9 protein-coding genes are annotated in these 8472 nt (G+C 34.1%); 4 read left to right on the top strand and 5 right to left on the bottom strand.

The window, feature by feature from the left end; genetic code table 11:
• From ACEN2K_RS14845 to ACEN2K_RS14825, 5 genes are all read right to left on the bottom strand, one after another.
• Positions 1–456, bottom strand: a 456-nt coding sequence (locus ACEN2K_RS14845) for a ribulose-phosphate 3-epimerase (RefSeq protein ID WP_441760112.1), incomplete at its 3' end; no start/stop codon positions are given.
• 409 nt (positions 457–865) lie between these two features.
• Positions 866–1729 (bottom strand): sigma-70 family RNA polymerase sigma factor, encoded by an 864-nt coding sequence (locus ACEN2K_RS14840; RefSeq protein ID WP_026707723.1) that lies wholly within the window; start codon positions 1727–1729, stop codon positions 866–868.
• A gap of 284 nt (positions 1730–2013) precedes the next feature.
• Positions 2014–4155 carry a polyribonucleotide nucleotidyltransferase gene (locus ACEN2K_RS14835; RefSeq protein WP_441760111.1) on the bottom strand — a complete coding sequence of 714 codons (2142 nt, stop codon included), beginning with the start codon at positions 4153–4155 and terminating at the stop codon, positions 2014–2016.
• 149 nt (positions 4156–4304) lie between these two features.
• Complete coding sequence (rpsO, locus tag ACEN2K_RS14830) at positions 4305–4571, bottom strand: 30S ribosomal protein S15 (RefSeq protein WP_144889279.1); 267 nt, start codon at positions 4569–4571, stop codon at positions 4305–4307.
• A 112-nt stretch (positions 4572–4683) separates the two neighbouring features.
• Positions 4684–5139, bottom strand: a complete 456-nt coding sequence (locus tag ACEN2K_RS14825; RefSeq protein ID WP_441760110.1) for a GAF domain-containing protein — start codon at positions 5137–5139, stop codon at positions 4684–4686.
• A gap of 72 nt (positions 5140–5211) precedes the next feature.
• On the opposite strand from ACEN2K_RS14825, the gene xrtF reads away from it, so the two are divergent.
• The 4 genes from xrtF to ACEN2K_RS14805 are packed head-to-tail and all read left to right on the top strand — an operon-like array spanning position 5212 to position 8468.
• Complete coding sequence (gene xrtF, locus ACEN2K_RS14820) at positions 5212–5763, top strand: exosortase family protein XrtF (protein WP_441760109.1); 552 nt, start codon at positions 5212–5214, stop codon at positions 5761–5763.
• Positions 5738–6181 carry an exosortase F system-associated membrane protein gene (locus ACEN2K_RS14815; protein ID WP_441760108.1) on the top strand — a complete coding sequence of 148 codons (444 nt, stop codon included), beginning with the start codon at positions 5738–5740 and terminating at the stop codon, positions 6179–6181. Before xrtF ends, ACEN2K_RS14815 begins: the two co-directional genes overlap by 26 nt.
• 60 nt (positions 6182–6241) lie before the next feature.
• Complete coding sequence (locus tag ACEN2K_RS14810; protein WP_441760107.1) at positions 6242–7072, top strand: ATP cone domain-containing protein; 831 nt, start codon at positions 6242–6244, stop codon at positions 7070–7072.
• Between the two features lie 40 nt (positions 7073–7112).
• On the top strand, positions 7113–8468 hold the full coding sequence (locus ACEN2K_RS14805; protein ID WP_441760106.1) for an MBL fold metallo-hydrolase RNA specificity domain-containing protein: 1356 nt from the start codon (positions 7113–7115) through the stop codon (positions 8466–8468).
• Positions 8469–8472 lie beyond the last annotated feature (4 nt).

Raw genomic sequence — 8472 nt, 5'->3', positions numbered from 1 at the left:
GTTTTCTATAAATGATTGCCCTCCAAAACCTGGGTTTACACTCATGATACAAACCAAATCGATATCATTAATAACATCTTCTAGCAAGTCAGTATTGGTATGAGGATTAATTGCTACACCAGCTTTCATCCCTTCCGCTTTTATTGCTTGTAAGGTGCGATGCAAGTGCGTACAAGCCTCATAATGCACGCTAAGTACATTAGCTCCTAATTGAGCAAAAGTCTTGATATAACGATCAGGATCTACAATCATCAAATGCACATCGATAGTTTTCTTAGCATGTTTGTTAATTGCCTCTAATACTGGCATTCCATATGAAATATTAGGAACAAAAACACCATCCATGATATCAATATGAAACCAGTCGGCTTCACTTGCATTAATCATTTCGATATCTCTTTGTAAGTTCCCAAAATCAGCCGCAAGGACTGAAGGTGCAATAAGTGTATTTTTCATTGTGTAGTTGTTTAATCTGAAGTTCTTTCAGATTCTTGAGTTGTTGTTTGTGCAAAATTAGTTTATTTAAAACAAACTGGAAAGATTTTTTATAGAAGGTACAACTCGGGAGTTATCCGTGTTTTGCGTAAGGGATTGAAGTGGAAATCCTTTTTATTTTTTATTAATAAAAAGATTGAAACATAAAGCCCGACCCGAAGTTTTTACGAAGGGTTACGCCAGAAAAGAGAAAGATAAAAGAAAATAGAGGAAAAGAGAATCTGAAATGAATTCAGATTAAAAAAATAAAACTCCGGTAATCAGCCGGAGTTTCAATCATCAATCAAAAAACGAACAGTCAATCAAACTGTTGTTCACTGTGAATTAAAATAGTTAAAAGTTTAAAGATTTTAATTGGGGAATATTATTATTAACCTAGGTAGGTTTTAAGTATTTTACTTCTTGAAGTGTGTTTCAATCTTCGGATAGCTTTTTCCTTGATTTGTCTTACACGCTCACGAGTTAGGTCGAAAGTTTCACCAATTTCTTCCAAAGTCATTGGATGTTGATCACCAAGACCAAAGTACAAACGAACTACATCAGCCTCACGAGGAGTCAATGTTTCTAGTGAACGTTCAATTTCAGTACGCAATGATTCATGGATTAATTCTCTATCAGGATTTGGAGATTCACCAGAACGTAAAACGTCATAAAGGTTAGAATCTTCTCCTTCAACAAGAGGTGCATCCATTGAAAGGTGACGACCAGAGTTTTTCATAGACTCTTTTACGTCATTCACTGTCATGTCAAGTTCTTTAGCAATTTCCTCAGCAGATGGCGGACGCTCGTTAGATTGCTCTAATAAAGCGTACATTTTGTTGATTTTATTGATAGAACCAATTTTATTTAATGGTAAACGAACGATACGAGATTGTTCAGCCAATGCTTGCAGTATCGATTGACGAATCCACCATACAGCATACGAAATGAATTTGAAACCACGTGTTTCATCAAAACGTTGTGCTGCTTTTATAAGTCCAAGGTTACCTTCATTAATTAAATCAGGAAGTGTTAACCCTTGGTTTTGATATTGTTTTGCTACCGAAACTACGAAACGTAAGTTGGCTTTTGTTAATTTCTCTAGGGCTCTTTGATCCCCGGCTTTAATTTTTTGAGCTAATTCTACTTCTTCGTCAGCGGTGATAAGATCAACTTTTCCAATTTCTTGTAAATATTTGTCTAATGATGCAGTTTCACGATTCGTTACCTGCTTGGTAATTTTTAGTTGTCTCATGTTTTTGTCTCCTCAATTTTAAAGTGTACAAATGGTTATACGTACGAAGTACAGATAAAGTTACAAAAGAGAGAAAAAAAATATTTATTTTTATTTTTTATTGGAATTGTGGGAGTTTTTCATTTGGATGGAATATTGGGAATCAAACTAATAACTCATTCTAATACATACTAATGCAGTCCTTTATTTAAAAAAATCCCTTTATTAAGTAGTATAAAGCAAAAACCCCAATTCAAAAGAATTGGGGTTTTTTATAAATAAACCTTTAGTAAACTAAGATCTGATTACTCTTTTTTCTCCTCACGTGGAGGTCTTGGTAAAAGTGCTTTTCTTGACACTTTTTCTTTTCTTGTTTTTGGATCCATACCTAGGTACTTCACTTCAAAAACATCACCCATATTAACTACATCAGAAACATTTTCTGTGCGTTCCCATGCTAATTCAGATACGTGTAATAAAACTTCGTTTCCTGGAGCTGCTGTATATTCTACAACTGCACCAAAATCTAGCATTTTGATTACTTTTACTTCATAAGACTCATTCATTTGAGGCTTGAAAGTGATTGATTTAATTTTAGCCAATACTGCTTCAATTCCAGCAGGGTCTGTACCTAAAATTTCAATAACTCCTTCTTCAGTAGTTGGATCTTCATTGATAACAATTGTTGTTCCAGTAGCTTTTTGTAATTCTTGAATTACTTTTCCACCAGGTCCAATTAATGCTCCAATGAAAGCATTAGGGATTCTTCTTGTAATAATTTTTGGAGCGTATGCTTTAACATCTGCTTTTGGCTCAGCTAAAGTTTCGATTAATTTTCCAAGAATATGTAAACGACCATCACGAGCTTGAGCTAGTGCCGCTTCCATAATTTCGTATTTCAATCCGTCAATTTTGATGTCCATTTGACAAGCAGTAATACCTACAGAAGTTCCTGTAACTTTAAAGTCCATATCTCCTAAATGATCTTCATCACCAAGGATATCAGACAATACAGCATAACGGTCTCCATCTGTAATTAATCCCATTGCAATTCCAGAAACGGGACGAATCATTTGGATACCTGCATCCATTAATGATAAAGTTCCAGCACAAACTGTTGCCATTGAAGAAGAACCATTCGATTCTAATACTTCAGACACTACACGAATTGTATAAGGACAATCAGCAGGAATCATGTTTTTCAAAGCTCTTTGAGCCAAGTTTCCGTGACCTACTTCTCTTCTTGAAGTTCCTCTCAAAGGACGTGCTTCACCAGTTGAGAATGGAGGGAAGTTATAGTGTAAGTAGAACTTCTCTTCACCTTGTTCTGATGGAGAATCGATTTGGTTAGCTTCTCTAGATGTACCTAAAGTTGCTGTAGCCAAAGCTTGAGTCTCTCCACGTGTAAATAATGCAGATCCGTGTACTGATGGTAAGTAATCTACTTCGCACCAGATAGGTCTGATTTCTGTAGTTTTTCTTCCGTCAAGACGCGTTCCTAAATCTAGAGTTACGTTACGTACTGCTTCTTTATTGGTTTTTTTGAAGTATTTAGAAACTAAATCTCCGTTTTCTGCCAATTCTTCTTCAGTAAATAATGCTTTTACTTCTTCTTTAACTTCGTCAAATGCAGCTGTACGTTCTTGTTTAGAAGAACCTTTGCTAGCAATAGCGTAAATTTTATCGTAAGACGCTTCTTTTACTTTAGCGCAAATAGCTTCGTCTTCTCTTTCTCCCTCGTACGTTCTAGTCTCTTTTTTACCAAAAGCAGCTTGTAAACGTAATTGAGCAGAAATTTGATTTTTGATATGTTCGTGAGCAAATTTAATTGCTTCAAGCATTTCTGCTTCTGAAATTTCTTTCATTTCACCTTCTACCATTGCGATAGAATCCATTGAAGCTCCAATCATCATATCAATATCTGATAATTCTAATTGTGCACGGCTTGGATTGATGATGAATTTTCCGTCGATACGACCAACTCTTGCTTCAGAGATTAATGTTTCAAAAGGAATGTCAGACAAAGCTAAAGCTGCTGATGCTGCTAAACCTGCAAGTGCATCTGGCATTACATCTTCGTCATAAGACATTAATTGAATCATTACCTGAACTTCAGCATGGTAATCATCTGGGAAAAGTGGACGTAAAACACGGTCTACTAAACGCATTGTTAATACTTCACTATCACTTGGTCTTGCTTCTCTTTTAAAGAATCCACCAGGAAAACGTCCTGCTGCAGCAAATTTCTCACGGTAATCTACCGTAAGTGGTAAAAAGTCGATACCAGGACTTGCTTTTCGTGAAGATACTACTGTTCCTAGAATCACAGTTTTTCCTATTCTTACTACTACAGATCCATCAGCTTGTTTGGCTAAACGACCTGTCTCGATTGTGATGTTTCTGCCATCACCTAAATCGATACTTTCTACAAATAATTGTGGAATCATAAATTTACTTTATTAGTTAAACATGGGTTCTAGTTGTGTTGTAGTTGTTGTTTGCGTAGTTAATGCCTAAAACCCAATGAAAAACCAAACTTTTTTTATTATTCTGTAAAAAACAAAAAGAGGCACTCTCGCGCCTCTTTATATATTGATTATTTTCTGATATTCAATACTTTGATAATCTCACGATATCTGTTAATTTCTTTCTTTTTCAAGTAGTCTAACAAAGATCTTCTTTTACCTACTAGTAATACTAATGAACGCTCAGTGTTATAATCATGACGATTTTTTTTCAAGTGCTCAGTTAAGTGGCTAATTCTGAAAGTAAATAAAGCGATTTGCGCTTCAGCTTTTCCAGTGTTTGTTTTCTCTCCGTGTTGTGCGAAGATTTCTTCTTTAATCTCTTTAGTTAAATACATTCCAATATTTGTTTAATGATTTTTATGTATGTCCCACATCTATTGTAAGACGGGTGCAAAAGTAATTAATAATTATCAAATATGAATTATGAATTGTAAATTATTTTCAATCTTAATACAACTTCGCAACTTCTTCATTTACAAACTCTAAAAAGCGTTCGTCTTCTTCTGTAAACGGATCAATCACATGACTATCAATATCTATTTGACCTATATTTTGCCCATTTACAAATAAAGGCACAACAATTTCTGACTTCACGGTAAAACTACAAGCGATATAATTATCTTGAGCAGCCACATCGGGTACCACAAAATTATCATTAGAAACCGCTACTTGTCCACATATCCCTTTCCCAAAAGGTATTACAGTATGATCTGTTTCAGCACCTACATACGGCCCTAAATGTAAGGTTTGTGTGTCATGATTGGCAAAATAAAAACCAACCCAATTATAATACTCTATATTCTCATTAAGCAACCGACAAATTGCTTGAAGCTTTTCATCTCTTGATAGCGAAACAGCTGTAGTGATTGTCGTTACTTGAGGTTGTAAATCCTGAAATGTCATGTTTTAAAATTTTTATACAAAAGTATTTAAAGTCCCTATTATAAATTACATAAATTTGTTAAAAATTATATTTTGAGAGAATATCTTTTTCTATACAAGCCTTTTTTATTATTTCTGTCAAAGTTTTTTTTGACGTATATTGTGCTAACCTTATTTTACCAACTTTACTTGGATGGATTTTCAGAGAACGCGGTAGATGGTATTACCCAAGCAGTATCAAAAAACACAGCGCTTTTATTGAACACCATTAGTAACGGTGCTAATATTGAGAAAAAGGAATTAGAACCCTATATTATACTAATATATAAACAAAGATATATTGCCCGAGTCATAGAAGGCTGCAATGCCATAAGTGTCATTATTTTATTTATCGCTTTTATCGTTGCCTTTTCAGGAAAATTAAAAACTACACTCCTATTTATTTTTGGCGGAAGCCTAGTTATATATATACTGAATGTTTTTAGGATTGCTTTATTAGTAATCTTACTGTATAAGTACCCGAATCAAAGTCATATTCTACATGACGCCTTGTTTCCTCTATTTATCTATGGAGTTGTCTTTTTATTATGGATTATATGGATTAATAAATTCTCATCTTATGCTAAAAAAGCTGTTCAAACATAGAATTAAAATTGCTTTTGTATTCTTATTTGCTGTATTATTTGCGTTAGTTCGTTTTTATGAAAGCAGTTTGTTTTACGATCCCTTTCTCAATTATTTTAAAAGCGATTTTAAAGACTTACCACTCCCCACTTACAATCCTTTTAAGCTATTTCTAGGATTACTTTTTAGGTATTCATTAAATATGGTGTTGTCTTTAGGTTTAATTTACATTTTATTTAAGGATAAAGCAATGATAAAATTTGCATCTGTACTGTACTTGTTTTTATTTTTAATCTTAATTTTCTACTTCTACACTATTATCCATTTTTATGGTGATACTAATAAATTAGTTCTTTTTTACGTAAGGCGTTTCCTTATTCAACCCCTATTTGCATTGTTATTTATACCGGCTTTTTACTACCAAAAATTAAATAAGTAAGTTTTTTTACCTATCTTTAAATTGATTATCAAAACACTGCAAATCAATTAATTATACGTAATGAAAATAGTTAAACATTCTGGAGATATCGTTGATTTTGAACCTGAAAAACTCAAGAAGTCATTATTAAAATCAGGCGCCAGCTTAGCGATCGTTGAGGATATATTACACAAGATTAGCAAGGAAATTTATGAAGGCATATCTACAAAACAGATTTATAAGAAAGCTTTTAGTTTACTAAAAAAAGAAGCTAATTCACATGCCGCTCGATACAATCTAAGATCAGCGTTACAGCTACTTGGACCTGCTGGTTTTTTTTTCGAAAAGTACATAGCCCGCCTATTTGCAGAAGAAGGACATCAAACCGTAACAAACCTTACCCTACAAGGTAAATGCGTGTCACATGAGATTGATGTTTTAGTTCAAAAAGACGACATTATCTCTATGATCGAATGCAAATTTCATGCGGGAAGAGAAGCCGCATCAGATGTAAAGGTTCCTTTATATATTTATTCTAGATATAATGATATTCAAGGCCGTCATCATAAAATTTTCTCTAAAAAAGATCTCGTGACTCAGTGTTGGATTGCTACTAACAATCGCTTTACCAGTGATGCTATCGACTTTGCACAGTGCACAGGAATGAAATTATTAAGCTGGGATTATCCAGAAAATGACAGCTTAAAAATTAAGAATGATGTAGATTGTTTGTACCCTGTAACGTGTTTAACAACACTTTCTCTTGCCGAAAAAGACAAGTTACTATTCTCAGATGTAATCTTAGCAAAAGAATTAGCAAACTATTCCGAGCCTTTAGAACGAATCGGGCTTAGCGCTAATCGAATTAAAAAAGTCATGAAAGAAGTTGTTGAACTGTGCAAATGTTATTAAAGCAGTTCCTTTTAAATTTTGAACTCTAAAAAAAGGTATTATGAAAATTAAATTTATTGGCGGAGCAGGCACAGTCACAGGTTCTAAAACTTTAATAGAGAGTAAAGGAATTCGAATACTAATCGATTGTGGTTTATTTCAAGGCATAAAACCCTTAAGAGAACTCAACTGGCAACCCCTACCCATTCTTCCTTCAACAATTGATTTTGTATTATTAACGCACGGTCATTTAGATCATTGCGGCTGGCTCCCTAGATTAGTAAATCAAGGTTTTAAAGGTAAAATATACTGCACCAGTCCCACAGCTGCTATAACGAAATTAATATTACTCGATAGTGCCAAAATCCAAGAGGAAGATGCAAAAAAAGCCAACGAAGGCAAATATTCTAAACATACTATTGCCGAACCACTATATACAGTTGAACAAGCTGAGAAAGTTTTTTCCCATTTTAGGATTATCAAAACCTACGAATCTATAGCACTGGATGCCGAAATTTCAGCATCTTTTACAACCGCAGGACATATCATAGGTGCTTGTAGCATCGAAGTAAATGCTGAGGGAAAAACATTAATTTTTTCTGGTGATATTGGTCGAGATAATGATGTATTGATGTTTCCCCCCACAAAACCTAAAAAAGCAGATTATGTGTTTTTAGAAAGCACCTATGGCAATCGCTTGCATCCAGATGCAGATGCTAAACTTGAATTAGAAATGTATATCAACAACACGTTTCACAAAGGCGGCACTACCATAATTCCAAGCTTTGCAGTAGAAAGAGCACAGAGTATCATGTACTTATTATGGCAACTAAAGACCGAAAAAAAGATTCCAGATATTCCTTATATAATTGATTCTCCAATGGGAATAAATGCTTTTGAAATTTTTATCAATAATCAAAAATGGCATAAATTATCGTTAGATGACTGTATAAAAATGAGCAAAATGTTTACTATGATTACAGATTATCAGGATACAATCGATGCTATATACGATAAAAAACCAAAAGTTGTAATTGCTGCTAGCGGAATGATTACAGGTGGTAGAGTACTGAGTTATCTAGAGCATTTTATTACACTTCCAGAAACAACGGTCATTATTGTGGGCTACCAAGCAGAAGGTACCCGCGGTCGAAAAATACTAGAAGGCGCCAAAGAGATCAAAATTCATGGAAAGTATTATCCTGTGAAAGCTACCATTTTAGAGATCCAAGGTTTATCTGCGCATGGAGACCAAAAAGACTTATTAAACTGGCTTTCAGAATTAGAGAATAAACCTCAAAAAGTATTTCTAGTGCATGGCGAAAATCAGCCCGCGGACGAACTTCGAATTAAAATTAATGAGCATTATGGATTTGACTGTACCATCCCTTTAATGGGTCAGGAATTTGAAATTTGATTTT

It is taken from the genome of Flavobacterium sp. W21_SRS_FM3, from assembly GCF_052113625.1.
In the GTDB taxonomy this organism is placed as follows: domain Bacteria; phylum Bacteroidota; class Bacteroidia; order Flavobacteriales; family Flavobacteriaceae; genus Flavobacterium.
Note: the sequence above shows the minus strand (reverse complement) of the source record. Positions and strands in the feature narration are given on the sequence as shown.